Below are 26751 nucleotides of genomic sequence, written 5' to 3'. Positions count from 1 at the left end.
GCTGTACAACGGTTGCGAGCAAACACCCGCACCCAAACCACGTCACAATTCAGCGAACGCTTGCCAGCTCGTGGCCACAGGCCAGGCAGTGGCTCAGCCATTCACCGAGGAACAGGTTGAGCTGGGCCTTTTCGTCCGGCTGGTGCATGGCCTCGTTGGGATAGGGGTAGATGCTGCGCAAGCGCCGGGTGTGTTCGGCACTGACCACTTCGGCCATGCGCGCATCGTGATACACCTGCACTTCCAGGTGCGGCACCGGCAACCACGGCAGGCTGTGCTCCTGGCGCACGTGCAGGGTGGTGGTGTACGGGCAGGCCAGCACCACGTCGAGCACCAGCACGCCAAGCATCTGGTCGCCCTGGGTCATGCCGATGCGGCGCGAGCTCTGGGTGGTACGCATGTCGGGCAACAGGCGCATCAGCCGGGCGTAGTTGGCCTCGCAGGCTGCCTGCAGCCCGACCAGGTCGACCCGATAACGCTCGCGCAGCAGGTTCACTTCCACATACCTCGTACTTCGTCACGGTTCAGCGCCAGCCACTGCAGGCCGATGATGGTCGCCGCGTTGCAGATGCGCCCGTCGCGCACTGCCTGCAAGGCATCCTCGAACGACCACACGCGCACGCGAATGTCCTCGCCCTCTTCTTCCAGGCCGTGCAGGCCGCCTGCCCCTTCGCTGCTGCAACGGCCGAGGAACAGGTGAACGTATTCGTCACTGCCGCCGGGCGACGGGAAGTAACGGGTCATCGGCCACAGGGCGCTGAAGGTCAGGCCGGCTTCTTCTTCGGCTTCGCGGTGGGCGACTTCCTCGGGTTGCTCGTCCTTGTCGATCAGCCCGGCCACCATCTCGATCAGCCAGGGGTTGCCCACCTTGTCCAGCGCCCCCACACGGAACTGCTCGATCAGCACCACCTCGTCGCGTTGCGGGTCGTAGGGCAGCACGCACACCGCATCATGGCGCACAAACAGTTCGCGGCTGATCTCGCGGCCCATGCCCCCGGCAAACAACTCGTGGCGCAGGCGTAGCTTGTCGAGCTTGTAAAAGCCCTGGAAGCAATTGGCCCGCTCGATGATTTCGAAGCCCTTGGGCACTGAGTTCAACGCGTCTGACATGGAAATCCTCATTACCTCGAATACCGCATCGCGCCATCCTACTCTGCACGCCTGCCGGTTTCATCCCTTTCCGGCAACCGTTCGCGCACTCGGGACAGCGCGCCTTCTCTCTGTTAGCTTAGTGGCGAACTGAAGGCCGCGCAGACGGTCAAAGGCCGACTTTTCCCTGTTCTGCAAGGATCCCCATGACACTTGTCAAACTGACTTCCGTGGCTGTGCTGGCCCTGGCCCTGGGTGCCTGCCAAAGCCTGTTCACGCCCAACTACCGGGCGCCGCTCGAGGTCAAGCGCGATGCCTGGGAGCATGTCAAACCCGGCTGCAGCGAAAGCGACTGCCCGCTGGTGAACATCGACATGATCCATTTCCCGGCCTTGCCCAAGCTCGATGGCATCGTCGAGAAACGCCTGCTGCAACTGACCGAAGACAACCAGCGCGGCAACGCACCGGCCACCCTGCAAGCCTACGAGCAGCAGTACCTGGCCAGCGCCGACAAGCGCAACAGCAGCTACCTGCAGGCCAAGGTACGCGAGCAGCATGACGGACTGGTGATCATCGAACTGTCCAGCTACCTGGACAGCGGCGGCGCCCACGGCATGCCCGGGCGTGGTTTCATCAACTATTCGCGCAAGCTGGACAAGGTGCTGACCCTGCAGGACATGCTGGTGCCCGGCCAGGAAGACACCTTCTGGAAAACCGTCGAGGAATCGCACCGCGCCTGGCTGATCAGCGTGGGCATGGACAAGGACGCCGAGTTCATCAAGACCTGGCCGTTCAAGCAGTCGCCGCACATCGCCCTGACGTACGGCGCGGTGGTGGTCAAGTACGAGGTCTATAGCATCGCGCCCTACTCCATGGGCCACGTGGAATTGAAGATCCCCTACCCGCGCCTGAATGGCGTGCTCAAGCCTGAACTGTTTCCCGGCCGCGGCTGAAGCTGAGCAGCCCGTGCAGTAGCCCTGCCAGCAGCAATGCCGGCAGGGTCGCCCCCAGGTCCGGCGCTTGTGCGGCGATCACATGGTACGCCGCCACACCCACCACCCAGGCCAGCAGTGCCTGCCAGTGCAAGCCATTCACCTGTGCCGGCAGGCGGCGGCGACGGATCACGTAGTGGTCCATCAGTACCACACCGAACAGCGGTGCGAACACCGAACCGATCAGCAGCAGGAAGTTTTCGTACTGTGCCAGTGGCGCCAGCAGGGCGATCAGCGTGCACAACACACCAATGGCCAGCGCCAGGTGCTCGACCTTCAGGCGTACCAGCACACCGGTGGAAACGGCCGCCGAGTGTATGTCGGCAAACGCCTTTTCCGACTCGTCCAGCAGAATCAGCAGCAATGGAATGCCCATGCCGGCGCCCGCCAGGGCAAGCAGCAGGGCGTTGGCTTCGCCGCTGCCGGCAAAGGCCAAGGTGTAGCCCACGCCCAGGCTCATCAGCCAGGTGTTGCCGATGAAGTAGCCCAGCACCGTACCGCCGAATACCTGTTTGCCGTTGCGGGCAAAACGCGAGTAGTCGGCGATCAGCGGCAACCAGGAAAGCGGCATGGCGATGGCAATGTCGAAGCCCACGGCCAGCGACATCGAACCGTCACCGGCGCGGTTCCACAGTGCTGCCAGGTCAGCCTTGGCGAACAGGTTCCAGGTCAGCCACAGGCACGCGCCCAGCAGCAGCCAGATGCCCCAGGTGCGCAGTACCTTGCGCACGAACGCCAGCGGCCCACCGACCGCGAGCAAGGTGGCCAGGGCGCCGAAGCACAGGGTCCAGAGCATCGGGCTGTTCCAGGCACTGGCTTCACCGAACGCCCGCGCGCCCAGCAGGCTGGCGGCATCGCGCATGACAATGATCTCGAACGCGCCCCAGCCCACCAGTTGCAGCAGGTTGAGTAGCGCCGGCAAGCGCGCGCCATGGCCGCCCAGGCTGAGTTTCAGGGTGCCCATGGCCGACAGGCCAGTGTCGCTGCCGATGACACCGGCAGCCCCCAGCAACAGCACACCCACGCCGGTGCCCAGGGCGATGGCCAGCACCGCACCGGCCAGGCCCAGGCCTGGGGCCAGCATGGCGCCGACCTGCAGCACCATCAGGCCGATGCCCAGGGAGAACCATAGCGAGAACAGGTCGCGGGCGCCGAAGATGCGCTGGGCGATGGGGACCGGGTGGTCGGGGGAGAATTGGCTGGGTGATGTCATGGTTGGCGCTCGCCGGCAATGTTGTTGGTGTTCCTGGCGAGGACTGCGTCCTCGTATCGCGACACAAGGCCGCTCCCACAAAAACCGCGTTGGCCTCAAGCCTTGCGCGGTCCCTGTGGGAGCGGCCTTGCGTCGCGAAAGGGCCGCAAAGCGGCCCCAGCGGTCTTAGACTTTGTGATACAGCTGGCTGCCTTCCTGGCGGAACCGCTCGGCCTGCTCGCGCATGCCTTGCTCGACCGTCACATCCACGGTTTCGATCTTGGCGGCGTACTCGCGTACTTCCTGGGTGATCTTCATCGAGCAGAACTTCGGCCCGCACATCGAGCAGAAGTGCGCGACCTTGGCCGATTCCTTCGGCAGGGTCTCGTCGTGGTAGGCACGGGCAGTGTCCGGGTCCAGGCCGAGGTTGAACTGGTCTTCCCAACGGAATTCGAAGCGCGCCTTGGACAAGGCGTTGTCACGAATCTGCGCGCCCGGGTGGCCCTTGGCAAGGTCGGCGGCATGAGCGGCGATCTTGTAGGTGATGATGCCGGTCTTCACGTCATCCTTGTTCGGCAGGCCCAGGTGCTCCTTGGGCGTGACGTAGCAGAGCATGGCGCAACCGAACCAGCCGATCATCGCCGCACCAATGCCCGAGGTGATGTGGTCGTAGCCAGGCGCGATGTCGGTGGTCAGCGGGCCGAGGGTGTAGAACGGCGCCTCGTCGCAGCACTCCAGCTGCTTGTCCATGTTCTCCTTGATCAGCTGCATCGGCACGTGGCCAGGGCCTTCGATCATGCACTGCACGTCGTGCTTCCAGGCAATCTTGGTCAGCTCGCCGAGGGTTTCCAGTTCACCGAACTGTGCAGCATCGTTGGCGTCGGCAATCGAGCCGGGGCGCAGGCCGTCGCCCAGCGAGAAGCTGACGTCGTAGGCCTTCATGATTTCGCAGATTTCTTCGAAGTGGGTGTACAGGAAGTTTTCCTTGTGGTGCGCCAGGCACCACTTGGCCATGATCGAGCCACCGCGGCTGACGATACCGGTGACGCGCTTGGCGGTCAGCGGCACATAGCGCAGCAGCACACCGGCGTGGATGGTGAAGTAGTCAACGCCCTGCTCGGCCTGCTCGATCAGGGTGTCGCGGAACAGCTCCCAGGTCAGGTCTTCGGCCACGCCGTTGACCTTTTCCAGGGCCTGGTAGATCGGCACGGTACCAATCGGCACCGGCGAGTTGCGGATGATCCACTCACGGGTTTCGTGAATGTGCTTGCCGGTGGACAGGTCCATGACCGTGTCCGAACCCCAGCGGATGCCCCAGGTCAGTTTGGCCACTTCTTCCTCGATCGAGGAACCCAAGGCACTGTTGCCGATGTTGCCGTTGATCTTCACCAGGAAGTTGCGGCCGATGATCATCGGCTCCAGTTCCGGGTGGTTGATGTTGGCCGGGATGATCGCGCGGCCACGGGCGATTTCCTGGCGAACGAACTCGGGGGTGATTTCTTTCGGAATGTTGGCCCCGAAGCTGTGGCCGGCGTGCTGCTCGTCGAGCAGGCCGGCGGCGCGTGCCTCTTGCAGCTTCATGTTTTCGCGGATGGCCACGTATTCCATCTCGGCAGTGATGATGCCCTGGCGGGCATAGTGCATCTGCGAGACGTTGGCGCCCGCCTTGGCGCGACGCGGGTTGCGCACGTGGGCGAAACGCAGCTTGGCCAGTTCGGCATCGTTCAGGCGCTGCTGGCCGAAATCGGAGCTCAGGCCGGCAAGGCGCTCGGTGTCACCACGTGCGTCGATCCATGCCGAACGCACGTCGGCCAGGCCCTTGCGCACGTCGATGACCACGTTGGGGTCGGTGTACGGGCCGGAAGTATCGTAGACCAGTACCGGGGCATTGGACTCGCCACCGAAATCGGTCGGGGTGTCGTCCAGGCTGATTTCACGCATGGGCACGCGGATGTCCGGGCGCGAGCCTTCGACATACACCTTGCGCGAACGCGGGAACGGTTGCACGGACTGCTGATCGACTTGTGCCGATTCGCTGAGGTTGATCGCTTTTTCTTGTTTGGTCATCACAGGCTCTCCAGACGGCTTCCTAGCAGTGGAATGTCGGGGTGAACCTGAAAGGCGCGGACGCACCCTTCATGGGTGCAGTGCCGGATATGGGGGTGCCTGAAGCTGCATGCAACTGTGACAATCCCGGACCTGGCACAAGAGGCTCCCCGGGAAGGCGAGCAATCTTGTTCCCTACGCAGGCGCTAACCTGATCAGGTTCAACGGGATCCGCAACTTTGCGATCTCAGCCTTTGCTTCAAGGCACCCCGACAAGAACATGCGCAGTCTAGACTGGAGTGGTCGGCAAAGCCAAGCAGGTAAATGCGCGGATGATGAAAGGCACCCCGAGCGATTGTTGCCGGGTGCGCATGGCACTAAACTGGCCCGTCGCTCGATACTCAACAGTTCAGTAATTCAATTTCGTACAAGGATTGCCTCTATGCTGCGCAAACTCTCACTGGCAATAGCCGTGTCTTGTGCGTCCAACGGAGTGGTCTGGGCAGCGGACGTGCCCCAAACAGTGAAGACCGACCTGGTCAGCGTCTACCAGGAAGCGGTCGACAATAATGCTGACCTGGCTGCAGCCCGCGCCGATTACGGCGCCCGCCGCGAAGTGGTGCCGCAGGCCCGTGCCGGGTTGCTGCCCAATCTTTCGGCCGGTGCCGAGATGCAGAACACCCGCACCAAGTTCGACGAGCCGTCGGCCACCAGCAACCGCAGCGGCAATACCTGGAGCGCGACCCTGGCGCAACCGATCTTTCGCGCTGACCGCTGGTTCCAGTTGCAGGCGGCCGAGGCGGTCAACGAGCAGGCGGCACTGGAGCTGTCGGCGACCGAGCAGAACCTGATCCTGCAAACCGCGCAAAACTACTTCGCCGTGCTCCGCGCCCAGGACAACCTGGCCGCGACCAAGGCTGAGGAAGCTGCCTTCAAGCGCCAGCTGGACCAGTCCAACGAACGGTTCGACGTCGGCCTTTCCGACAAGACCGACGTACTGCAATCCCAAGCTAGCTATGACACGGCACGGGCCAACCGGATCATTGCCGAGCGCCAGGTACAGGATGCCTTCGAGGCACTGGTTACCCTGACCAACCGCGAGTACACCTCGATCCAGGGCGTGGTGCATACCCTACCGGTACAGGTGCCAACGCCCAACGACGCCAAGGCCTGGGTTGAAACCGCCGGGCGCCAGAACCTCAACCTGCTGGCTACCAACCACGCGGTCACCGCTGCCGAGGAAACCCTGCGCCAGCGCAAGGCCGGCCATGCGCCGACGCTGGATGCGGTTGCCAAGTACCAGAAAGGCGACAACGACAATCTTGGCTTCACCAACTCGGCTGCCCAGCCAAACGTGCACTACAGTGGCGACGTCGAGCAGACCAGCATCGGCCTGCAGTTGAACATCCCGATCTACAGCGGCGGCCTGACCAGTTCGCAGGTGCGCGAGGCCTACCAGCGCCTGAGCCAGAGCGAGCAGCAGCGCGAAAGCCTGCGCCGCCAGGTGGTGGAAAACACCCGCAACCTGCACCGCGCGGTGAACACCGACGTGGAACAGGTGCAGGCGCGCAAGCAGTCGATCATCTCCAACCAGAGCGCGCTGGAAGCCACCGAGATCGGCTACCAGGTGGGTACCCGCAATATCGTCGACGTGCTCGATGCCCAGCGCCAGCTGTACACCTCGGTACGCGACTACAACAACAGCCGCTATGACTACATCCTCGACAACCTGAGCCTGAAGCAGGCAGCCGGCACCTTGAGCCCGCAGGACCTGCAGGACCTCAAGCAGTACCTGAAGCCGGACTACAACCCGGACAAGGACTTCCTGCCACCGGACCTGGCTGCCGCCGCCGCCAAGAACTTCGAGCGCAGGCCTTGAGATAGGTGTTGGCTTCTTCGCGGGCTCGCCCGCTCCCACAGGGATTGCGCAGCCCTCGAAGCATGCATCAATCCTGTGGGAGCGGGCGAGCCCGCGAAGAAGCCAATGCAAAAATCAGCGGATAAACGCACCCAGCCCATCGAGCAACCGTTGCAAGGCCCCCTGGTTGGCCCGCATCACCGCCCTGCCTGCCTCGCCCATGCGCTGCGCGTCCTGCGGCAACTCGACCAGCCGCCGCACCGCCTCGGCCAGCCCGTCGGCATCATCCACCTGCTGCAACGCCCCCGCCTCGCGCAGCATCGCGCTGATTTCGAGGAAGTTGAACACATGCGGCCCCATCAGCACCGGCAAGGCCAGCGCCGCCGGCTCCAGCGGGTTGTGCCCGCCAGTCGCCACCAGGCTGCCACCGACGAAGGCGATGTCGGCCAAGGCATAGAGGAATAGCAACTCGCCCATGGTGTCGCCGAGCAGTACCGGCGTCTGCGCATCGACCGGCGTGCCGGCAGAGCGGCGCACGGTGGTGAACTGTTCGCTGCACAGCGCATGCACCGCAGCGAAGCGCTCGGGGTGGCGCGGCACCAGGATCAGCAGGGCATCGCCATGCACCTGCAACAACTGCCGATGTGCCTGCAGGATCAATGCGTCTTCACCTTCATGGGTGCTGGCGGCGATCCACACCGGGCGCTGTGCAGCCCCCCACTGTTCACGCAATGCCCTGGCACGCGGCAACAGTTGCTCATCGATCTTCAGGTCGAACTTGATCGAACCGGTGACCTGCACGCACTCCGGACGCGCGCCCAGGTCACGGAAGCGCCGGGCCTCGGTTTCGGTCTGCACGGCAATCAGGCTCATCTCGGCCAGCATGGGCCGGGTCAGCCTGGCAAAACGCCCATAGCCACGGGCCGAGCGCTCAGACAAGCGTGCGTTGGCCAGCGCTACCGGAATGCCGCGCTTCGCACACTGGTGAATGTGGTTGGGCCACAGCTCGGTCTCCATGATGATGCCCAGCTTCGGCTGCACATGATCAAGAAAACGCCCTGCCGCCCAAGGCAGGTCGTAGGGCAGGTAGCAATGCTGCACGCGCGGTTCGTCGGCGAACATGGCGCGAATACGCTCGGATCCGGTCGGAGTCATGCAGGTCAGTGTGATCGGCAATCCCGGGTAGGCCTTGAGCAAGGCACGCACCATCGGTGCCGCTGCAATGCTCTCGCCCACCGATACCGCGTGCACCCAGATGCCGCCCTGGCGCATGACCGGCAGCTTGAAGGCAAAGCGCTCGCCGATGCGTTGGCCATAGGCCGGCGCCTTGCGCGCGCGCAGGTACAGGCGCAGCGCAACCAGCGGCAGGCCCAGGTGAAACAACAAGGTATAGAGAGTTCTGTTCATGGCCGCGGAGTTTACCCGATCGCGCGCAGGTGCACCGCAAAGCGCTCGGCCAGCCACTGCGCGGCCGGCCCCAGTGGCGCGTCACGGCGCCAGGCCAGTTCCACCACCAAGGCCGGTGGCCGCCACTCGCTGTCCAGTTCGACCATGTGCGCCTGGTAGGTCGGGTACTGCACCACGTGCCGCGGCAGCCAGGCCCAGCCCAGGCCGCGCATCAGCAGTTCGGCCATGGCGTAGAAGCTGTCGGCGCGCCACACCTGCGGGCTGATCGCCTCGCCGCCGGGGTAGCCGCTTTGCTGCGGGGCGATCAGCAATTGTCGATGGCGCGCCAGTTGCTGGCGAGTGACCCGGCCTTCGCCGGCGAGCGGGTGGCCGACCGCGCACACCGTGACCATTTCCACACTGCCCAGAGCCCGCCGCTCCAGCGAAGCCGGGATGCTCTCGTGGTGGAAGAACAGGCCAAGGTCGGCGCGCCGCTCAACCAGCTTGCGCGCCACGTCGCCCTGGGCGCCGCTGGCCAGCTGCACCTCCAGGAACGGGTAGCGGCTGGCCAGCTCGTCGAGGCTGTCGATGACCGGCTGATAGGGCATGGCTTCGTCCTGGGCGACCCGCAGCAGGGCCTCCTGCCCGCGCATCAGCGCCAACGCACGGCCATCCAGGCGCTCACACTGGCGCAACAGTTCACGGGCATCCTCCAGCAGGGCGCTGCCGTTCTCGGTCAGTTTGGGTTGCCGGCCACTGCTGCGCTCGAACAAGGTGACCCCCAGGTCGGTTTCGAGCAGGGCGATCGCGCTGCTGATCGCCGACTGGGCCTTGCGCTGCTCGCGGGCCACGGCAGAGAAGGAGCGCAGTTCTGCAACGCGCAGGAAGGTACGTAGCTGTTCAAGGTTCCACTGCTCGGCCATCGACCTATCTCCCATACTGATAGGTAATGACTTTACCCCATCCAGGTAACGCCTAGAATGCCCACCCAGTTACCGGAGGATCTCGCCATGAATGCCTACACCTACCTCGCCATCGCCATCTGCGCCGAAGTCATCGCCACCGCGTCCATGAAAGCGGTGAAAGGCTTGAGCACGCCCTTGCCGTTGCTGCTGATGGTGGTTGGCTATGGCATCGCGTTCTGGATGCTCACCCTGGTGGTGCGCAGCATTCCGGTGGGGATCGCCTATGCCGTCTGGTCTGGGCTGGGGATTGTGCTGATCAGTGTGGCGGCACTGGTGATCTATGGGCAGAAGCTGGATGTACCGGCGATGCTGGGGATGGCGATGATTGTGGGAGGGGTGGTGGTGATTCAGCTGTTTTCGAAGACGGCTGGGCATTGATGTTCGCCTGAATATTGTCGGGGCCGCTTTGCGGCCCTTTCGCGACACAAGGCCGCTCCCACAAAAGCATGTGCTCTACCTGTGGGAGCGGCCTTGTGTCGCGATGGGCTGCACAGCAGCCCCAAGGATCGCAAAGCCCCCGCAGGCGCGACCCTGTATACTTGCCAGCTGTCCCAGTCTTCGAGGTACCGCCATGCCATCCGCCATTTCCACTGACGTGCTGATCGTCGGCGCCGGGGTCGCAGGCCTCTGGCTCAATGCCCGCCTGCGCCGTCTGGGCTATTCGACAGTATTGGTGGAACGCGCCAGCCTTGGCGGCGAGCAGACCATCAAGTCCCAGGGCATCATCCATGGCGGCACCAAGTACGCCCTGCACGGCGCCCTCACCGGCGCCTCGGAAGCCATCGCCGACATGCCGCGCCGCTGGCGCGAAGCGCTGAGCGGCAGCGGCGAGCTTGACCTGACCAGCACCCGCCTGCTGTCCGACGCCCACTACCTGTGGTCGCCAGGCACCCTGGCCGGCAACCTCACCAGCTTCTTCGCCAGCAAGGCCGTGCGCGGCAGGGTCGACCAGGTGAAGGGCGAGCAACTGCCACCCGCGCTGCAGGACCGCGCCTTCAAGGGCAAGGTCTATCGCCTGGCCGAGCTGGTCATCGACGTGCCCAGCCTGCTGGCCAACCTGGCCGAACTGGCAGGCGACAGCCTGCTGGCCGGTGAACGCATCGAGCCACTGCGCGAGGGCGACGACCTGATCGGCCTGCGCGTGGACGAGCGCGACATCCGCGCCCAGCGCATCGTGCTCAGCGCCGGCGCCGGCACCGAAGACCTGCTGCATGGCCTGGGGCTGAGCCAGCCGGCCATGCAGACACGCCCACTGCACATGGTCATGGCCAAGGGTGCCAACCTGAAACCACTTTACGCCCATTGCCTGGGCGGCGGGCCGAAGCCACGGGTGACGGTTACCACCCACCCGGCCGCCGATGGCCAGTGGGTCTGGTACCTGGGCGGCGACCTGGCCGAAGCCGATGGCGTTGCCCGCGAACCGGCTGCGCAAATCGCCGCGGCACAGAAAGAAATCGCCAGCCTGCTGCCATGGGTCGACCAGAGCCAGGTGCGCTGGGCCACCCTGCGGGTCGACCGCGCGGAACCTGCACAATCAGGCCTGGTACGCCCGGACAACGCCTTCCTCGCCGACCAGCAACGCCTGCTGGTCGGCTGGCCGACCAAGCTGGCCCTGGCACCGGACTTCAGCGACCGGGTCATCAGCCACCTGGAGCGCGACGGCATCCGCCCACAGGCGCAGGCCGACCTGGCCGACCTGCCACGCCCACCGCTGGGCGTACCGGCCTGGGAGCGACTGCTGCCATGAGCCTGCCCACCCTGCACGACTTCCATCGCCCATTGGGCAGCACCGGTTTCAAGGTTTCGCCGCTAGGCCTGGGCACGGTCAAGCTGGGCCGCGACCAGGGCGTGAAGTACCCCACCGGCTTCACCATCCCCGGCGATGACGAAGCCCGCCTGCTGTTGGCCCAGGCCCGCGAGCTGGGCATCAACCTGATCGACACCGCCCCGGCCTATGGCCGCAGCGAAGAACGCCTGGGCCCGCTGTTGCGCGGCGAGCGCGATGAATGGGTAATCGTCAGCAAGGTTGGCGAAGAATTCGACAACGGCCAGTCGCACTTCGATTTCAGCGCCGCCCACACCCGCCGCTCTGTGGAGCGCAGCCTGCGGCGACTGGAAACCGACCGTATCGAGCTGGTGCTGGTGCACTCCGACGGCAACGACCTGGCGATCCTTGAACAGCAGGAGGTCTACCAGACCCTGGCCGAGCTCAAGCAGGAGGGCAAGATCCTCGGCTTCGGCCTGTCCGGCAAGACCGTCGCCGGCGGCCTGAAGGCGCTGGAGCAAGGTGACTGCGCCATGGTTACCTACAACCTCAACGAACAGGCAGAACGCCCGGTGCTGGACTACGCTGCCGAACACGGCAAGGCCATCCTGGTGAAGAAGGCCCTGGCCAGCGGGCATATCTGCCTGGCCCCGGGCATCGACCCGGTGCAAGCCAGCTTCGAACTGCTGTTCGCCCACCCGGGCGTCAGCAGTGCTATCGTCGGCACCATCAATCCGTTGCACCTGGCCCACAACGTGGCCACCGTCGCCCGTATCCTGGGCCAGCATTGAGTTGCCCCAGGCCCAAGGGCCTGGAGACTGACCCGACGCAAGGAGGAGCCTCGTGGCGCGAACGCTGATCCGCAAGAACCCGAGCAACTTCAAGACACTGCCGCTGCATGTCGAGGCCACGCCCGAAGGGCTGATCTACCAGAGCATCGGCATGCCGCTGAACTTTGCCCAGACCCAACAGCGGCGCAAGGCCATCCAGCTGCCCGACGTGCAGCGCTTCGTGGTCGAACTGGCCAACCTGGGCGTGTCGGTGCGGCTGACCCTGCATTGGCAGAACCGCGATTACTGGGTGCTGGTACGTCAGCGCCGGCAAGACCGTGGCGATGTGGTGCTGAAACTGATTTCCGGCTATGTACCGGCGCAGGAGCTGAACCTGCCGTTGCACACCGCCGTGCAGGAAGTGGCCGAGGAATGCCTGCTGGAAACCCCGGAGGGCTGGCTGGGCGGGCGCTTCAACGACACCTGGCTGCCGGTGCCCTACGCTGCCGCCCTGCACTACCGCGAAACGCCACACTTCGTGCTGGCCCCGGAGTCCGGTGCGGCGCGCCCGGTGCACTGCGGCAAGCTGATGCTGCTGGAACGGCCACGGGCGTATGTGCACTTGCCCACCGCCTCGCTGCAACTGATCTATGACATGCGCCTGCAGGTACCCCGGGACGCCAAGAAACTCAGCCTGTTCCACGTGGATGAGCGGCTGGAGGGCGACCAACTGGTGGCGCGGCTCAACCGCAAACGGCCGGACCTGTACCTGATGCCGTTGAAGGACGGCCAGCCACTGGCTGAGCTGTATACCGTGAAGAAAGACGAACTGGTGCCGGCGAGCACGCGCGGGCTGTACCTGGCCGAAAGTTTTGCACGGCAGGAGGGCTGGGTGGTCACGGACGAGCGGGTGCGCTGGAGGGATTGGGTGAAGCAGCAGGGGCTGGTGGAGAGCAAGCCGGTGCGGGCATCGCACCTGCAGCGGTTTGGCGACAAGGCGCGGGAACTGCTGGAGCGGGCGCGTACTTCACTGCATAAATGATGATTGGGGCCGCTATGCGGCCCTTCGCGGGCACGCCCGCTCCCACACAGGAGCGGTGTAATGCTCAAGCCTGCGCCGTACTTGTGGGAGCGGGCATGCCCGCGAAGGGCTGCACAGCAGCCCCCAAAGCATCAGTTCTTGCGAATCTTCTCGACGATCGCCGTGGTCGAGCTGTTCTCGACCAGCCCCAGCACCTTCACGGTACCGCCATAGGACTTGACGATATCGGCCCCCACCACCTGGTCGATGCCATAGTCACCACCCTTGACCAGCACATCCGGCTTGACCTGGCTCAGCAGGTTCTCCGGCGTGCCCTCGGGGAAGCTGATCACCCAGTCCACCGCCCCCAGCCCGGCCAGCACGGCCATACGCCGGTCGACGCTGTTGATCGGCCGGCCCGGCCCTTTCAGGCGGCTGACCGAGGCATCATCGTTGACCGCGACGATCAGGCGATCGCCCTGGGCCCGCGCCTGCTCCAGGTAGGTGACATGCCCGGCATGCAGGATGTCGAAGCAGCCGTTGGTGAAGACGATCTTCTCTTTGTGCGCCCGCGCGTCATCGATGGCCAGCAGCAGCTGCTCCAGGCCCAGCACGCCGCGCTCGGAGCCTTCCTCACGCTGGATCGCCCGGCGCAGCTCGGGGGCGCTGATCGCAGCCGTACCCAGCTTGCCGACCACGATGCCCGCCGCCAGGTTGGCCAGGGCCACTGCGTGGGGCAGGTCCTCGCCGGCAGCAATGGCCGCCGCGAGGGTGGAGATGACGGTATCACCGGCACCGGTCACGTCGAACACTTCACGCGCCCGCGCCGGCAGGTGCAGCGCCGGCTGGCCGCTGCGCAGCAAGGTCATGCCATGCTCGCCACGGGTCACCAGCAAGGCGCCCAGGTCCAGGTCCTGCAGCAGCTGCAGGCCCTTGGCGACCAGCTCGGCCTCATCGGCGCAGCGGCCGACAATGGTCTCGAACTCGCTGAGGTTGGGGGTGATCAGGCTGGCGCCACGGTAGATGGAAAAGTCCTTGCCCTTGGGGTCGGCCAGCACCGGAATGCCCTTGGCCCGCGCCGCCTGGATCAGGCTCTGGTGGTTTTTCAGTGCGCCCTTGCCGTAGTCGGACAGGACCAGCACCTTGACGCCTTCGAGCAGGCTGTCGACCTCGGCACCCAGCGACAGCGGGTCGGTGGCGAACGGTTCTTCGAAATCGATGCGCAGCAACTGCTGGTGACGGCTCATGACCCGCAGCTTGACGATGGTCGGCTGGTGCGCGATGCGCTGGAACACCGAGCGCACGCCTGCAGCCTGCAGGCTGTTGGCCAGGCTGTCGGCGGCCTCGTCCTGGCCGGTGACGCCAATCAGCGAAGCCGGTGCGCCCAGGGCGGCGATGTTCAAGGCAACGTTGGCCGCGCCGCCGGGGCGATCCTCGATCTGATCGACCTTGACCACCGGGACTGGCGCTTCAGGCGAGATACGCGAAGTACCGCCATGCCAGTAGCGGTCGAGCATGACATCGCCGACCACCAGTACCGGGGCTTGATCGAAACGCGGCATGGACAACTTCATGGGCAACCCATATGGAAATAATGAACAGGGGCAGGATATTAGCACAGGGTAGACGACGGCTTTATGGCCAGATCACCCCAGGAAAATTCCCGTGACAATCGGGGCCGCGACGGCCCCGATCAACGAGGGTTCAGGTGATATCGGCCTTGGCCGGTTCATCCAGGCCCATGGCATGCAGGCGGGCATAATGGCCATTGGCCGCGAGCAGCTCGGCATGGGTGCCGCGCTCGACCAGACGGCCCTGGTCCATGACCAGGATCTGGTCGGCCTTCTCGATGGTCGACAGGCGGTGGGCGATCACCAGCGTGGTACGGCCTTGCATCACATGGTCCAGGGCAGCCTGGATATGCCGCTCGGACTCGGTATCCAGCGCCGAGGTGGCTTCGTCGAGGATCAGCAGCGGTGCGTTCTTCAGCAGTGCCCGGGCGATCGCCAGGCGCTGGCGCTGGCCGCCGGAGAGCAGCACGCCGTTTTCGCCCACTTCGGTATCGAAGCCTTTCGGCAGGCGATCGACGAATTCCTTGGCGTAGGCATCGGCCGCAGCGGCTTCGATGTCGGCGCGCGGGGCGCCGGCCAGGTCGCCATAGGCGATGTTGTTGGCCACGGTGTCGTTGAACAGGGTGACGTGCTGGGTCACCTGCGAAACGTGGCGACGCAGGTTGCGCAGGCGATAGTTCTCGATCTCCACGCCATCGAGCAGGATCTGCCCCTGGTCGTGGTGATAGAAGCGCGGGATCAGCGCCGCCAGGGTCGACTTGCCGCTGCCGGAGCGACCGACCAGGGCAATCATCTGCCCCGGCTCGGCAACGAAGCTGATATCGCTCAGCACCTCACGCTCGGTACCCGGGTAGGTGAAGCTCAGGTTGCGCACTTCCAGGCGCCCTTCCACCCGTTCCTTCTCGACGGTGCCGCTGTCCACTTCAGGTGCTTCGTCCAGTTGCTCGAAGATGCTCTCGGCACCGGCCAGACCTTTCTGGATGGTCGAGCTGACCTCCGAAAGCTGACGAATCGGCTTGGGCAACAGGCCGGCGGCGGTGATATAGGCCACCAGATCACCGGCAGTGGAGTCACCACGCAGGAACAGCACCAGGAACATCAGCGCGGCCATGGCGGTGTAGATCACCAGCTGCAGCATCGGCGTGTACAGCGAGCCGGTCTTGGTCATGTGCAGCTGCTTGTCGGTGTTGCTCTGGCTGGCCTTGCCGAAACGCTCCTGCTCGTAGGCCTCGCCGCCGAAGCTGCGCACCACGCGGTAGCCCTGGATGGTTTCCGAAGCGACGTGGGTGACGTCGCCCATGGCCACCTGGATCTTCTTGCTCTGCTTGCGGAATTTCTTGCTGGCGACGCTGACCATCACCGCGATCACCGGCAGGATGGCGACCATCACCAAGGTCAGGTGCCAGTTCATCCACAGCAGGTAGCCGAACAGGAACACCACGGTCAGGCCTTCGCGGATCACCACCTTGATCGCATCGGTGGCGGCACCGGTGACCATGGTCACGTTGAAGGTGATGCGCGAAATCAGGTGCCCGGAGTTGTGGTTGTCGAAGTAGCGGTTAGGCAGCACCAGCAGCTTGTTGAACAGTTCCACACGCAGGTCGTGCACCAGGCACAGGGAAACCTTGGCCAGGAAGTAGTTGCCGAGGAACGAGCCCAGGCCCTGCCACGCGGCAATCAGGATGATCAGCAGCGGCACCGCCTGCAGCAGTTGCAGGTCGCGCAGGTAGGGGACGTTGGGGAACAACACCGCTTCGGGGTTGCTCAGCCCATCGACGAAATACTTCAGGATCCCCGCCAGCATCGGCTGGGTCGAGGCAAAGATCACGAAACCGATGATGCTCAGCAGGAAAATGCCGACATAGGGTTTCACATAGCTCAGCAGCCGGAAGTAGATCTTCAGGCTGGAGGTGTGTTCCGCCGGTCGCGGTGTTTCGGCCATTATCAAGCTCGCTGTTCAGGTTGAACCGGAAATTTTACCACAGGCGTCATTTTCGGCACGCCCCCATGGCAGCAACATCGCCAGGCCCACGGGCAGCCAGCTGATGAACCATTCGGCACGTGGCGTGCCGGTGAGGCTGGCGGCATCGAACTGCATGGCCAAGGTCGAGTAGACCCAGAAGCCAAGCAGGATCTTGCCGAACAGCGTGCCGCGTGCGCGGATGATTTCGCCCAGGGTGTACAGCCACACCATGACCCACAGCAGCATGCCAGGCAGGCCCATCTCCACTGCGATGTGGGTGAACATGTTGTGGGTGTGGTCGAAGTGCTTGCCCACTGCACTCACGTCGTAGGCAGCCCCCAGGCCAAGGCCGGTCCAGGGATGCGCGGCGATCATGTCGACCACGGCATGGAAGATTTCCGGCCGGTAGGACGAGCCGCGCTGGGCGATCAGGTCGTACACGAGATAGAAGGCCAGGCCGGTGGCAATGGCCGCCAGCATGGCGAACACCTGGCTGTGGCGGTCACGGAACCACAGCGGCGCCATGATCACGGTGAGCACCAGGGCCAGGACCGCCCCACGGCTCTGGCTGAGCATGGCAAACAACCCCAGGCACGCCAGTGCTGCCAGCCACAACAGCTGCAGGCCACGTTGCCGCGGCGGCTCGTAAAGCAGGAAGAGCACGGCCGAACCGATGACGTAGGCGCCCAGGATCGGGTGCGATATTTCGCCGATGCCCTCCAGGCGGGCCACCAGCGGCATGCCCAGCACGCCGTAGAAATGGATGACCGAAACCAGCGCGGCCACGGCCAGCAAGGCGCTACCGGCCAGCAGCAGCTGACGAATGCGGGCCAGGCCAAGCTGGGCCAGCAGCGGGAACGCCAGCAGGAACAGCAGGATGTAGAGCAGGCGCTTGGCCTCGCGCCCCGGGTCTTGCGCGGCAGACCAGGTCAGGCTGAGCCCGCTCCAAGCCAGCAGCAACAACACACTCCCCCACAAGGCCGGCTGACGCCGCCAGGCCTGCACGATTACTTGCCGTGCGGACCACGCCATTACCAGCGTTGGCAACCACAGGAACAACACCAGGCCTTGCTGATAAATCTTGTTGCTCGGTGCCAAGGCAATCGCTGCCAGGAACCAGACCAACCCCAAACCCAACCAGGCTCGCGCCCAGTTTTTTTGATACAACATCCTTTCCCCCGATGAATCAAAGACACCATCCATGGTGCAACTGCATTATTTTCGGCATTATTGCCGGTCATTTTGCTCGCCAGACGACAAGGCTCTATTCATGCAATGCTCCCGGCTCACCCAGGTCGACTTCGATCAGCTGACACAAGGCGCACAGGTGCTTGAGGCAGATAGCCATGGCGCCAAAGTCTACCTGCTTGCGGATGGTAATTTCCTCAAGGTTTTCCGTAGGAAGCGGCTGATTTCATCTGCACTGCTGCGCCCGTACTCGCAGCGCTTCGTCGACAACGCCGCGCGCTTGGCACAACTGGGCATCCCCACTCTGGAAGTGATCAGCCAGCACAAGCTCGACCTGCCAGGGCGCACTGCCGTGCTGTACCGCCCGCTGCCAGGGCGCACCTTGTTGCAAATGTCGCGCGATGAAGGTTTCAACTGGGGTATTTATCTGCCGCGCCTCATCGAGCTGATCCGCCAGTTGCACCGCAGCGGCGTGTACTTCCGCTCGTTGCACCTGGGAAATGTGGTGGTCACCCCCGACCAGCAACTGGGCCTGATCGACGTGGCCGACATGCGTTTCCTGCGCCCGCCGCTGTCGGCGCGCATGATTCGGCGCAATGTGCAGCACATGGTGCGTTATATCGAACGGGAGAACCTGGGCGACCGGTTCCCCCTTGCCGACTTCGAGGCGGCCCTGCTGGCGCGCTGAGCGTCAGCTGCGCAGCAGGCTCTGCGAGCCGTTGCAGAACGCCTGCCAGGCCTGCTCCGGGGCCAGCGCCTGGCGCTGCCGGGCGGCTACCGCCGGGGCACTGAGCGCCGTGCAACGCTCGATCGCCTCGGCCCAGGCATTTTCATTGGCAACGGGCAGGTAGCCACCGGTGTCCTGCAACTGCTCGCGAAACACCTGCAGGTCGCTGCACAGCACCGGTACGTCGGCCATGACCGCCTCCTGTACCACCAGCCCCAGGCCTTCGGAGCGCGAGGGCACCAATAGCCAGTCGAATGCCCGGTACAGCTGCTGCAGGTCATCGCGGTGACCGCTCAGGTGAACACGCCCGGCCAGGCCCAGCGCGTCGATACGGGCCTGCAGCACCGCACGCAGGGGGCCTTCGCCGATGATGGCCAATTGCATGTCCGGCTGGCGCGCACTGGCCTTGGCGAATGCCTCGATCAGCATTTCGAAGCCCTTGCTCTCCACCAACCGCCCGACCGCGCCCAGCATCACCCCATTTACCTGTGGCAACTGCAGGGCCTGCCTGGCCGCTCCTCGACTCAACAACGGCTCGGCGAATGCCCGCGGGTCAAGGGCCATGCGCAAGGTCTGCACCGGCCTGCCCAGGTCGTGTTCGATGGACGCGGCAAGTGTCTGCGAAACGGCGGCAATGCTCAGCCGCTCGGCCGGGAACATGCGCAGCAGGCGAACATCACTGTCACTCAGGCGCGTCTTGCCGTGAAACAGCACCTTGGCACGCACCTGCGGAACCTGCTCCAACAACGGCAACACCAGCCGAGCCACACCGACACCGTCGAGCAGCACGACTTCAGCCTGGGCCTCGTTCAGCGCCTTGCGCAAGCGCATGCGCAACCATGGGCGCAACAGGCGCCAGAAGTGCCGCCCTTTCAGCGCCCGTGACGGCATGTGCCACTCCCGGGTCGCACCAAGCCCACAGCAGAGCCCACTACCCAGCAGCAGCCAGTTGGTAATCCGGGCATCGGCCCCCGCGTGCGACAGCACCTGCCGATGCACCTTGTGGATGGACATGTACGGCGTTCCACCCGCCCACATCATATTGACGATGTTCATGGGCCCTCTCCCGCTCATGCCAGGTGGGGCAGCGACTTCATTGAACAAAAATGGTGATTCCCATGCCAATCACGGCACCCGCCACGAGCGTCAATGCCAACTTGATCCGATCACGTTTACGACGTTTGGCCTTGCGCTCCACTTCGATGGGCAAGGTCACGTGATTACCGAATCCAGTATGTAATACTGCATCACCCTCCAAGGTGACCGCTGTCAGGTTCAACTCAGCGTAGCGTCGGGAAAGTGCCTTCTCTCCAGCATAGGCGGCAAATGGCGCGCAACGCTGGTAATCGCTCAAGCGACGCAGCCCGGGGTTGAGCGAAAAAGCCTGCCACTCGGCCTTGTCGGACAGCAGCGGGTAGCAAGGGACGCCAGCGATCACCTGGCGATCGCCCAGGTGGATGTACGGGCTGTGGATGGCCAGGTCATGGGCATGGCTGCGCAGCCAGACCTGCAACAGGTTGGGGCTGACCTCCAGGATGGCCCGGGAGTCTTCGACGAAGCTCTGGCGATAGAAGTGCCAGTCGTCCTCGCAGTGAAAGATGTAGGGCGTCTTTACATGGCTGTAGGCCAGGTCGATAGACGGCAGTTGGCCCAGCTTGGGCCGGTTGACGAACACCTTGCAATGCGGCTTCCAGTGCTCAGGCACAGCGGCATGCACGGCATCGTCACCGGAATCTTCGGTGATGAACACTTCGCGAATGGGCGCGGTATTGTAGCGATCGAAACTCTCAAGGGTATCTTTGAGCAGATCGAACCGCCCACAACTGGTCACGACAAGCGTGATGTCACTCTCACCTGAAAAGCGCACCGGACTCCCTCCGCATTGCGACTATCGACTTCCGGCACCCTTTCCGTAGGCGCGAAAGTTCTTATGTTAGATGCCCAGCTTCAGGCGCAGCCGCTGCCATGCAGACAACGGTGGGTGGGGCCTGAGCGCCGGGCGCATGTGGTCGACGATGCTACGTCCAACTGCCGCGAAACTGAAACGGGAAACCGCCAGGTGGCGGCCATTTTCTGCAATCTGCCGCGCCAGCTCAGGGTCCGAACGCAAACGGCGGAGCTTTTCCTGAAGGGTGGGGATACTGTCATAGAACACCACGTTGTGCATGTCCTGCAGGCCCAGCGCGCGGTTCTCTTGCTCGCCCTGGTCATACGCCAGCAACACACAGCCACAGGCCATGGCTTCGAAGTTCTTGATCATGTATTCGCCCATGCCGACGTCGGCACTGACGAAGAAGCGGATCCGGTTGAGCGTGTTGCAGTAGTCCTCACCCGATTTGGTACGGGTCACCACCAGGTTCTCGACCCGACCCAGCTCGTCCAGCAACGCCTTGCGGCCACTGTAGGCCACGCTGTTGGTGCTGCCGACGAAGGCCAGTTCGATGTCGCGCTCACGCCCCTGGTCGGCCAGCAACTGCTCGTCGTAGCCCTTGGGCACGAACACGGCATCGAAACCTTCCTGACGCAGGCGCTCGCTGACCATGTAGCCGGAGCTGATCACCCGCGCCCAGGGCAGCTTGCGGTAATGGGCGCTGAACTTGCCGGTGTACTTGCACGGGATGTAGTTCTGATAGGCATCATGCTCGAGGATGACCAGGTTCGGCACGGTGCGGATGAACGCCGCCTGGCGGATTTCCTGCTTGAAACGCAGGAAGAACACAATGCGGTCATAACGCTCGACCTGCACTTCACGCTTGAAATAACGGCGCAGATTGCGCTGGTCTTCGCTGGTCAGCCAGCGCAGGTCGCACTCGCAGTTGGCCGCGACGCCATCGTACAGGCGGTCGAGAATCGCCCGCTGTTCCTTCTGCACCAAAAATAGGACTTTCATTGCATTCCTTGGGCGCTCTGCGCCATCGCGGTCAACCATGGGGGCGCGGCTACAGCTCACGCCGCCAGAACAGTTCATGTCGGCGCACGGCCTTGCGGAAGAATTCGTTCTCGCCGTAAGGCGACGGCCGCCGCCCGGCCAGCCAGCGCTGCAACAAGCGGCGCAGGCGGCGCTTGAACGGCGCCGGCGGCTGCAGGTCGTGCATCATGCCCAGGGCCATGGCCTTGTCGCGCTGGGTCGCCAGATCCAGCACAAGGCTGCAGGGTGCCCAGGCCTGGGCAGCGCTCAGCTGCGGCGGCAAGGCCACGCCATCACCACTGTCGCCCATCGGCCAGCGATCGTTGTCATGCAGATGGTTGGCGTAGCACAGCAGGGTTTGCGGCTGCCAGGCCAGGCCTTGCAAGGCTTCCAGCACCGCTGCCTGGGCACAGATGTGGTCGGGGTGCGGGTCGAGTTGCGGGTGCGGCATCACCAGCACCTCTGGCCTGGCCATTTCCAGCAAGGCACGCAGGTCCGCCAGCAGGTTGTGCCAGGTCGGCGCGCCATCGCCGTCGGCCGGCAGCGGGAACGGGTTGAACCGGCGGAATACGCGAATGTCGGCGAGGTCGGCCTCGCGAGAAGCGGCCGGCTGGTCTGGCGCGGCCTGCATGGCAGGCAGTTGCAGGCAGAAGTAGCCCAGCTGCACGCAGCGCGACTCCGCCACACCGGCCCAGCGTGGCACGGCGATACTGTCCCAGGCCCGCAGGCGCCCCTTCAGGCGCGCGGCCTCGGCCTTTGCCAGGCCCATCTGCTGATAGTGCTCGGCCTCGATTTCACCAGCGGTCAGGGTCACTACCCAGGTTTCATCGGCCTGGCTGTAGAGGCCATACGCGGCCAGCTCGGCATCATCGGCATGCGGCGCGATCACCATCACCCGGCGCTTTTGCAGCTCGACCGCCGGAGTTATCCACAAGCGCGGCTGGCCCGTCAGCCGGCAATGCCGGCCACGCAGGCGCAACGCGCCAGCCTGCAGCGGTGCGGCAAGGCCGGTCAAGTTGAGGAAGCGCACGCCATCGACGCCGCGCTCGAAGGTTTGCCGGTCGGTCTGTTCACCAGCCACCAGCTCGACCTGCGGGTCGAGGAAGCGCCCAAGCCAGCGGCTTTCTACCCGCAGCTCGAGGATCAGGGTCTCGTTGCCCTGCAGCGCGCAGTCAGCCTTGAGCAGGCCGCCGTTCAGGCTGGCAGGGGCTTGCCGGGTCTGCTCGCCGAAGTCGTAGGCGTAGTCCTCGCCTGGCGCATAGAACAGGTGGTCGGCAAACCAGGCTTCATGGGCCACCCACAGCAGCGGCAACAGCAACAGTGGCAACCACCACCAGCTGAGCACACCCAAGGCCACCAGCGCGACCAGGCCCGCCAGCAGGCCCAGGCGCTTGTTGCGCCGGTGGCGCTTGAGCAACTGCTGCTTGCGGCTCACGCCTGATACACCGGCACGGGGTTGCACCAGCGGTCCTTGTACTCGCGGTCGGCACGGCCGAACGAGAACCGCAGCGGCTTGTTGCGCGCACGGGCGTCTTCCCAGGCGGCCTGGGTATTGAGGAAGCTCAGCACGCTGCCGGGGCTGAAGGCCTTGGTTTCAGGGTCGACACCGCCATTGATGTACTCGACGCTGACCCATTCCGGCGCTTCGACACGGTATACCAGCTGGATGGCGATCGGCTTGCCGTCCAGCAGCAGGACCGAACCGATCAGCAGCGCGCGCAGGCGCTCGAGCACCTCGGCCATGCGCTCGGCACCGGTGGCCGGGAAGCCCCAGCGGCGCTGGAACAAGTCGCAGTACATGCTGGCGATTTCCTGCGCGCTGAAGTCGCTGATCGGGCGCACCACACCGCCCGCCTCTTCCAGCAGGCGAAGCTCGCGGCGCTGGTTGTAGCGGAACTTCTTCGACAGGTCTTCGTGGGCGCGAGCCATGGCCAGCTGTTCCTTCTGCACCTTGAGGCCACTGAAGCGGCCCTGGTTCAGTTCGGACAGGTAGCGCGCGGCATGGCGCAACGGCGCGGCGGCATCGGCCGCCGCCGGCAGGATGATCTCGGCGTTACCCAGGTCGAACAGCGCCTTTTTGCCGGCACGCTTGAGCACGTCCTTGGACAGCGCAAGGTGGCGCCCCCAGGTGGGGATGGCGGCCTTCAGCTCACCGGCCTGGTGCCAGCCCAGGTAACGCACCGGGATCTGCGCCAGATCCGCAAGCTGCTCGACCACCAGAGGATGGGTGGCGACACTGCCGCCAAAGCGGGCCCATGCCTCGGCGTAGGCCTTGGCATCGATCACTTGCCAACCGCGCTCGCGGAAGGCCTGGATACGGTTGAGCATCAGGCCTTCCCCACCAGCGCACGGACCTGCGGCAGCTGCCAGAAGGCCTCGCGCACCGCCTGGTCGGAGAAGCGTTCATGCAGGCGCTGCAGCATGTGCCCGGCACAGGCCTGGCGCTGCTGCCCATCGAGCACGGCCATGTGCTTCAGGCCTTGGGCCAGTTGCCCGGCATCGCCCAGCGGGAACAGCACGCCAACACCCTCGACCACTTCACGGGCACCGCCACAAGCCGTGGCCAGCACGGGTACACCGGCAACCATGGCTTCAAGCAGGACCATGCCGAACGGCTCATGGTCGGAGCTCAGGGCGAACACGTCGAACGCCTGGAAGTAACGACGCGCATCCGGCACCTGGCCAAGGAAGTCCACTTGCCCGGCAATGCCCAGCTCGGCGGCCAGGTCCTTGAGCCTGGCTTCCAGGCGGCCCTTGCCGAGGATCGCCAGGCGGGCACCGGCCGGCAGCCCCGGTAGTGCTTCGGCAAAACCACGCAGCAGGGTAGCCTGGTCCTTGTCCGGGTGCAGGCGCCCGACGTTACCGACAATCCACGCCTGCGCATCCAGGCCCAAGGCCTGACGCGCCTCGGCGCGCGGCACCAGGGCCGCTTGCAGGGCGTCGATGTCGATGCGGTTGTACAGGGTCTGGATACGCTCTGCCGGCCACTGCGGCAGGCAGCGGCGCATGTCGTCACGCACGGCGTCCGACACGCCCAGCAGGCTCAGGCGTTTGCTGAACAGGTTGGCGAAGATGCGTCGCCCCTTGCGCTCGTAGTCACCGAAGGCATGGTGCACACCGATCACCGGCAAGCCGGTGCCCAGCAACGCCACGTAGATCGGCTTGAAGCGATGGGCAATGCAGAAGGCGAAATTGCGCTCGGCCGCGATCCGCCGCAATGCACGGATGGCGCCGAGCTTCAGGCCGCGTACGGCCTTGGAGCTGAACTCCAGGAACAGCACCTCGTCCGACGCGCAGCCGGCCGCTACCTGCGGGTCGGCTGCGCCGGTGAGGAACACCGTGGTGACCTGGTAGCCACGCCCCTGGAACAGGCTGGCGTACTGACGGGCGCAGTCCAGGAACGGCCCGTCATAGCCATGGCAGAACTGCAGGATGCGCGGTTCAGAGCGGCTGGTCATACGGGGCCGCGCCGTCCTTCACAACCAGGATGTCTTCCATGATCAGGTACTGCAGGTCCGAGCCGAAGAACATGTTCAGGGCGTCGGTCGGCGAGCAGATCATCGGTTCACCACGGCGGTTCAGCGAGGTGTTCAGCGACACGCCGTTGCCGGTCAGGTCTTCCAGCGCCTTCATCATGTCGTAGTAGCGCGGGTTGTACTCGCGCTTGAGCACCTGGGCACGCGAAGTGCCGTCCTCGTGGACCACTTCCGGCACGCGGGTCTTCCACTCTTCAGCCACTTCGAAGGTGAAGGTCATGAACGGCGCCGGGTGGTCGACCTTGATCATCTGCGGGGCGACGGTGTCGAGCATCGACGGGCAGAAAGGTCTCCAGCGTTCGCGGAACTTGATCTGCTCGTTGATGCGGTCGGCCACGCCCGGCACGCTCGGGCAGCCGATGATCGAACGGCCGCCCAGGGCGCGCGGACCAAATTCCATGCGGCCCTGGAACCAGGCCACCGGGTTGCCATCGACCATGATTTTGGCGATGCGCTGCGGCATATCGTCGAGCTTGCGCCACTTTGGCGCGTTCGGGTGACGGGCGCAGGCAGCGATCACGTCTTCGTTGGAGTACGACGGGCCGAGGTAGACGTGTTCCATCTTCTCGACCGGCACGCCACGGGCGTGGGAAACGTAGGCGGCAGCACCCACGGCGGTACCCGCGTCACCAGAAGCCGGCTGCACGAACAGCTCTTTCAGGTCTGGGCGGGCGATGATCTTCTGGTTGAGCTTGACGTTCAGCGCGCAACCGCCGGCAAAGGCCAGCTTGCCGGTTTCACGCAGGGTGTCGCCCAGATAGTAGTCGATCATCTGCAGGGCGATTTTCTCGAACAGCGCCTGCATGCTGGCCGCGTAATGGATGTACGGCTCGTCGGCGATATCGCCTTCGCGCTTGGGGCCCAGCCATTCGATCAGCTTCGGCGAGAAGTAGAAGCCCTTGCCCTTCTCTTTATAGCGGCGCAGGCCGATGACGTTGGCGTATTCGGTGTTGATCACCAGTTCGCCATTTTCGAAGCTGGCCAGGCGCGAGAAGTCGTACTTGCTGGCGTCGCCATACGGCGCCATGCCCATGACCTTGAACTCGCCGTCGAGCATCTCGAAGCCGAGGAACTCGGTGATTGCGCCGTACAGGCCGCCCAGCGAGTCCGGGTCGAAGAATTCCTTGATCTTGTGGATCTTGCCGTTTTCGCCATAGCCAAAGAAGGTGGTGGCGTATTCGCCCTTGCCGTCGATGCCGAGGATTGCGGTTTTTTCCTTGAAGCCCGAGCAGTGGTAGGCGCTGGAGGCGTGGGCCAGGTGGTGCTCGACCGGCTCGATCTTGACCTTTTTCGGGTCGAAGCCCAGTTGCTCCAGGCACCAGACAATCTTCTTGCGGTAGCGCTTGTAGCGACGGTTGCCCATCAGGATGGCGTCGAAGGCGCGGTCCGGGGCGTACCAGTAGCGCTTGGCATAGTGCCAGCGCGCCTTGCCGAACAGGCTGATCGGGGCGAACGGGATGGCTACCACGTCGACGTCGGATGGCTTGATGCCTGCCTGTTCCAGGCAGAACTTCGCCGACTCGTAGGGCATGCGGTTCTTCGCATGCTTGTCACGCACGAAGCGCTCTTCTTCGGCGGCGGCAATCAGCTTGCCGTCAATGTACAAGGCCGCGGAAGGGTCATGGCTAAGGGCGCCGGACAGGCCAAGAATCGTCAATGCCAAGGGATTAGCCTCTTCATTCGGTAGAAATGCGCCAGCGGCCTCTTGGGCGGGTGGCGGCTAAAGGGCGGGATTATAACGCAAACATCAGGATAGGCACTGCATTAACCTGTG

23 protein-coding genes and 1 riboswitch are annotated in these 26751 nt (G+C 64.4%); of the genes, 7 read left to right on the top strand and 16 right to left on the bottom strand.

The genetic code is table 11. From position 1 onward, the window contains the following. Window positions 1-49: 49 nt before the first annotated feature. Window positions 50-502 (bottom strand): DUF1249 domain-containing protein, encoded by a 453-nt coding sequence (locus J5M71_RS00955; RefSeq protein WP_016501905.1) that lies wholly within the window; start codon window positions 500-502, stop codon window positions 50-52. Continuing rightward, the gene (locus J5M71_RS00950; protein WP_063911945.1) at window positions 493-1110 is read right to left on the bottom strand and encodes an NUDIX domain-containing protein; all 618 of its coding nucleotides are present in this window, start codon (window positions 1108-1110) and stop codon (window positions 493-495) included. The genes J5M71_RS00955 and J5M71_RS00950 overlap by 10 nt, the downstream gene beginning before the upstream one ends. Before the next feature lie 185 nt (window positions 1111-1295). Here J5M71_RS00950 and J5M71_RS00945 point away from each other — a divergent pair, with 185 nt between their 5' ends. Then, window positions 1296-2042: an RsiV family protein gene (locus J5M71_RS00945; protein ID WP_046613356.1), complete on the top strand. Its 747-nt coding sequence runs from the start codon at window positions 1296-1298 to the stop codon at window positions 2040-2042. Here J5M71_RS00945 and cytX read toward each other — a convergent pair. Together cytX and thiC are read right to left on the bottom strand one after the other, a co-directional pair. Continuing rightward, window positions 2011-3294, bottom strand: a complete 1284-nt coding sequence (gene cytX, locus J5M71_RS00940; protein ID WP_207828645.1) for a putative hydroxymethylpyrimidine transporter CytX — start codon at window positions 3292-3294, stop codon at window positions 2011-2013. The genes J5M71_RS00945 and cytX overlap by 32 nt on opposite strands. A gap of 165 nt (window positions 3295-3459) precedes the next feature. Further along, a complete protein-coding gene (gene thiC / locus J5M71_RS00935; RefSeq protein WP_087499604.1) occupies window positions 3460-5340 on the bottom strand; it encodes a phosphomethylpyrimidine synthase ThiC in 1881 nt (626 codons plus the stop codon). 154 nt (window positions 5341-5494) lie between these two features. Then, window positions 5495-5601: riboswitch (TPP riboswitch) on the bottom strand. A 160-nt stretch (window positions 5602-5761) separates the two neighbouring features. Here thiC and J5M71_RS00930 point away from each other — a divergent pair. Beyond that, window positions 5762-7198 (top strand): TolC family outer membrane protein, encoded by a 1437-nt coding sequence (locus tag J5M71_RS00930; RefSeq protein ID WP_207828643.1) that lies wholly within the window; start codon window positions 5762-5764, stop codon window positions 7196-7198. 114 nt (window positions 7199-7312) lie between these two features. Here the strand turns inward: J5M71_RS00930 and waaA are convergent, their stop codons facing one another. Together waaA and J5M71_RS00920 are read right to left on the bottom strand one after the other, a co-directional pair. Further along, complete coding sequence (waaA, locus tag J5M71_RS00925) at window positions 7313-8584, bottom strand: lipid IV(A) 3-deoxy-D-manno-octulosonic acid transferase (protein ID WP_207828640.1); 1272 nt, start codon at window positions 8582-8584, stop codon at window positions 7313-7315. A gap of 11 nt (window positions 8585-8595) precedes the next feature. Beyond that, entirely contained in the window at window positions 8596-9486 is an 891-nt protein-coding gene (locus J5M71_RS00920) for a LysR family transcriptional regulator (RefSeq protein ID WP_207828638.1), read from the bottom strand. A gap of 87 nt (window positions 9487-9573) precedes the next feature. Between J5M71_RS00920 and J5M71_RS00915 the strand changes: the two genes are divergently transcribed. The 4 genes from J5M71_RS00915 to J5M71_RS00900 all read left to right on the top strand — a co-directional run bounded on the left by J5M71_RS00915 (window position 9574) and on the right by J5M71_RS00900 (window position 13105). Then, a complete protein-coding gene (locus tag J5M71_RS00915) occupies window positions 9574-9906 on the top strand; it encodes a multidrug efflux SMR transporter (protein WP_063911950.1) in 333 nt (110 codons plus the stop codon). Window positions 9907-10099: 193 nt separating this feature from the next. Beyond that, on the top strand, window positions 10100-11275 hold the full coding sequence (locus tag J5M71_RS00910) for an FAD-dependent oxidoreductase (protein ID WP_207828636.1): 1176 nt from the start codon (window positions 10100-10102) through the stop codon (window positions 11273-11275). Beyond that, complete coding sequence (locus tag J5M71_RS00905; RefSeq protein WP_207828635.1) at window positions 11272-12084, top strand: aldo/keto reductase; 813 nt, start codon at window positions 11272-11274, stop codon at window positions 12082-12084. The genes J5M71_RS00910 and J5M71_RS00905 overlap by 4 nt, the downstream gene beginning before the upstream one ends. Before the next feature lie 52 nt (window positions 12085-12136). Next, the gene (locus J5M71_RS00900) at window positions 12137-13105 is read left to right on the top strand and encodes a metal ABC transporter ATPase (protein WP_207828634.1); all 969 of its coding nucleotides are present in this window, start codon (window positions 12137-12139) and stop codon (window positions 13103-13105) included. Between the two features lie 131 nt (window positions 13106-13236). On the opposite strand, the gene hldE is transcribed toward J5M71_RS00900, so the two are convergent. The 3 genes from hldE to J5M71_RS00885 form a co-directional block, all read right to left on the bottom strand. Then, window positions 13237-14658, bottom strand: a complete 1422-nt coding sequence (gene hldE / locus J5M71_RS00895) for a bifunctional D-glycero-beta-D-manno-heptose-7-phosphate kinase/D-glycero-beta-D-manno-heptose 1-phosphate adenylyltransferase HldE (protein WP_207828633.1) — start codon at window positions 14656-14658, stop codon at window positions 13237-13239. A 130-nt stretch (window positions 14659-14788) separates the two neighbouring features. Then, complete coding sequence (gene msbA / locus J5M71_RS00890) at window positions 14789-16597, bottom strand: lipid A export permease/ATP-binding protein MsbA (protein ID WP_207828632.1); 1809 nt, start codon at window positions 16595-16597, stop codon at window positions 14789-14791. A gap of 15 nt (window positions 16598-16612) precedes the next feature. Beyond that, window positions 16613-17788 (bottom strand): O-antigen ligase family protein, encoded by a 1176-nt coding sequence (locus tag J5M71_RS00885; protein WP_207828631.1) that lies wholly within the window; start codon window positions 17786-17788, stop codon window positions 16613-16615. A gap of 100 nt (window positions 17789-17888) precedes the next feature. Between J5M71_RS00885 and J5M71_RS00880 the strand changes: the two genes are divergently transcribed. Beyond that, window positions 17889-18494 carry a toluene tolerance protein gene (locus J5M71_RS00880; RefSeq protein WP_207828630.1) on the top strand — a complete coding sequence of 202 codons (606 nt, stop codon included), beginning with the start codon at window positions 17889-17891 and terminating at the stop codon, window positions 18492-18494. Window positions 18495-18497: 3 nt separating this feature from the next. On the opposite strand, the gene J5M71_RS00875 is transcribed toward J5M71_RS00880, so the two are convergent. The 7 genes from J5M71_RS00875 to J5M71_RS00845 form a co-directional block, all read right to left on the bottom strand. Then, window positions 18498-19589 (bottom strand): glycosyltransferase, encoded by a 1092-nt coding sequence (locus J5M71_RS00875; protein ID WP_207828629.1) that lies wholly within the window; start codon window positions 19587-19589, stop codon window positions 18498-18500. Between the two features lie 37 nt (window positions 19590-19626). Beyond that, window positions 19627-20400: a glycosyltransferase family 2 protein gene (locus tag J5M71_RS00870; RefSeq protein WP_207828628.1), complete on the bottom strand. Its 774-nt coding sequence runs from the start codon at window positions 20398-20400 to the stop codon at window positions 19627-19629. Window positions 20401-20466: 66 nt separating this feature from the next. Next, a complete protein-coding gene (locus J5M71_RS00865; RefSeq protein ID WP_207828627.1) occupies window positions 20467-21423 on the bottom strand; it encodes a glycosyltransferase in 957 nt (318 codons plus the stop codon). A 49-nt stretch (window positions 21424-21472) separates the two neighbouring features. Beyond that, on the bottom strand, window positions 21473-22876 hold the full coding sequence (locus J5M71_RS00860; protein WP_207828965.1) for a PIG-L family deacetylase: 1404 nt from the start codon (window positions 22874-22876) through the stop codon (window positions 21473-21475). Next, complete coding sequence (locus J5M71_RS00855) at window positions 22873-23769, bottom strand: antimicrobial resistance protein Mig-14 (protein WP_207828625.1); 897 nt, start codon at window positions 23767-23769, stop codon at window positions 22873-22875. The genes J5M71_RS00860 and J5M71_RS00855 overlap by 4 nt, the downstream gene beginning before the upstream one ends. Continuing rightward, complete coding sequence (locus J5M71_RS00850) at window positions 23769-24899, bottom strand: glycosyltransferase (RefSeq protein WP_207828623.1); 1131 nt, start codon at window positions 24897-24899, stop codon at window positions 23769-23771. The genes J5M71_RS00855 and J5M71_RS00850 overlap by 1 nt, the downstream gene beginning before the upstream one ends. Further along, a complete protein-coding gene (locus J5M71_RS00845) occupies window positions 24883-26640 on the bottom strand; it encodes a carbamoyltransferase (protein ID WP_207828621.1) in 1758 nt (585 codons plus the stop codon). The genes J5M71_RS00850 and J5M71_RS00845 overlap by 17 nt, the downstream gene beginning before the upstream one ends. Window positions 26641-26751: the final 111 nt, after the last annotated feature.

This window comes from Pseudomonas sp. 43(2021), from assembly GCF_017490805.1.
In the GTDB taxonomy this organism is placed as follows: Bacteria; Pseudomonadota; Gammaproteobacteria; order Pseudomonadales; family Pseudomonadaceae; genus Aquipseudomonas.
The sequence above is the reverse complement of the archived record's forward strand: the minus strand, read 5'-3'. Positions and strand labels throughout refer to the sequence as shown.